The sequence below is a fragment of the Limnothrix sp. PR1529 genome (genome assembly GCF_002742025.1).
Lineage (GTDB): Bacteria > Cyanobacteriota > Cyanobacteriia > CACIAM-69d > CACIAM-69d > CACIAM-69d.
The window spans coordinates 1-1,456 of the sequence record NZ_LIRO01000029.1 but is presented as its reverse complement, the minus strand read 5'-3'; the positions used below and the strand labels follow the sequence as shown (position 1 = coordinate 1,456).

The following is a 1,456-nucleotide window of genomic DNA, read 5'->3' as shown; positions in this document are numbered from 1 at the left end:
CCCCAGGCCACCCCCCCAGCCAGGAAGCTCCCCAACAGCACACCGCCAAAGGGCTTGGCCCAATCGCCCCAGGGCAAGCCGCCAATGCGTCGATCGAGCAACCAGAGCAACGCCGCCATGGCCAGGGCATTCACCCCCACCGTGGCCAACACAATGCCGGCCGCGCCAAACCGAGGCACGAGCCACCAGTCCAGCAGCGCATTGAACCCGATATTGACCAAACTGATCCGAAAGGGCGCATTAGCATCACCCAGGGCATAGAAGGCTCGCACCATCACATCCCGCCCAAGATAAACAAACATGCCAATCCCGGCGGCCATCAAGACGCTGGCCACCAGTTGGGAATCGTTGCTGTTGAAGGCTCCCCGCTCGTAGATCACTTGAACGATCGGGTCGGCCAGGGCGATCGTCAGGCCGCTGAGGGGCAACATGGCAATCGCGGAAATCAACAACCCTTGCCGAAGCCGATCAATAAATACGGGGCGATCGTCCGCTGACCGGGCCAACACCGGCAACAGGGGCACAAGCACCACGTTGGAAACCAGGCCCAAGGGGGTTTGGATCAGCAAGTTGGCGTAGTTGAGGGCCGCCGCCGCCTGGGGCACAAAGGAGGCAAAAAATAAATCTGTGTAGAGATTAATCTGCAACATGCCGGAGGAGAGGGCCGCGGGCCCCATCACGCCCAGCACCGCTTGCACGCCCGGATGGCGCAGCGACCAGCGCAGTCGAAACCGTCCCATGCCCGCTTTGATTTGGGCGGGCAGTTGGACTAACCATTGCAAGAGGGCCCCGGCCGTGGTGCTGGCAGCCAACAGCACCCCACCCAGCGCCAGGGTTTCAGGGCCAGAGCCGCCCTGTTGCCAAGCGAACCAGCCGATCGCCCCGATCGTGACGATGCTGGACAGAACGGGACTGATCGAGGGCAGCCAATACAGATCGGCGGCGTTCAGCGTGCCGAAGCCAATCCCGATCGCCCCGGCCAAGAAGGCGATCGGGGCCATTACCTGCAATTGCAACACCGCCAGCTCACGGGTTTGGACTGCGGCGGCGGTGTTGTGGACGCTCAAGCCGGGAGCCAACAGCCCGATCGCCGGTTCCGCAAACACCACCAGGGCCGCACTCACCAGCAGCAAGGCCCCACAAACCACCGTGGTGACCGTTTCCACAATCACCGCCGCCTCCGATCGATCGCGCTTGGCCAACACACTGACCATGGCGCTGTGGAAGGGGCCATTGATGCCGCCCAACAGAATCAACAAAAAGCCCGGCAGCACGTAGGCATAGGCGAAGGCATCCACCACGGGCCCGGCTCCAAAGGCCGCTGCGATCACCTGTTGGCGCACCAGGCCCGCCACCTTGCTCAGGAGGGTGGCCCCGGCCACGATGCTGGCAATGGACAGGATCGATCGCCCGGTCTGGGTTGGTTCCGGGGTCGCCGGGGGCGGGGGTTCAGGGT

The 1,456-nt window shown here is 63.6% G+C and carries 1 protein-coding gene; it reads right to left on the bottom strand.

Features of this window, described 5'->3' with window-relative positions; all coding sequences use genetic code 11:
- The coding region (gene murJ / locus AMR42_RS04730; RefSeq protein ID WP_234406614.1) for a murein biosynthesis integral membrane protein MurJ at positions 1-1,382 on the bottom strand (1,382 nt) is incomplete at its 3' end.
- Positions 1,383-1,456: the final 74 nt, after the last annotated feature.